The organism is Leifsonia sp. HAY1-4F, assembly GCF_056755275.1.
This window is the reverse complement of record NZ_JBNDHX010000692.1, coordinates 1-232: the sequence shown is the minus strand read 5'-3', so window position 1 is coordinate 232 and position 232 is coordinate 1. Positions and strand designations below refer to the sequence as shown.

General features: G+C 56.9%; 1 protein-coding gene. It reads right to left on the bottom strand.

Annotated features, from left to right (window positions below; genetic code table 11):
- Nucleotides 1–232, bottom strand: a 232-nt coding sequence (locus ACPYOG_RS20995; protein WP_481295974.1) for a hypothetical protein, incomplete at both ends; no start/stop codon positions are given.

The following is a 232-nucleotide window of genomic DNA, read 5'->3' as shown; positions in this document are numbered from 1 at the left end:
AATGGCTCATACGCTCGAGAGCGAGATGCCGTATTCCCAGATCGTCAAACGTGCTTTCGATCGCATCCTCGACCCTGGCCTCCCGGAAATTGGGCTGAACAGCTCTGCATGCTGCCATGACGGCCTCGTAAGCAACAAGGGAGGTCGTTCCCGGCAAGGATTGCGGCAGATAGCCGACGAGGGTCGCGCGTTTCGCGTGAGACAGGAGGTTTAGATCCTCATCGTTCAATTC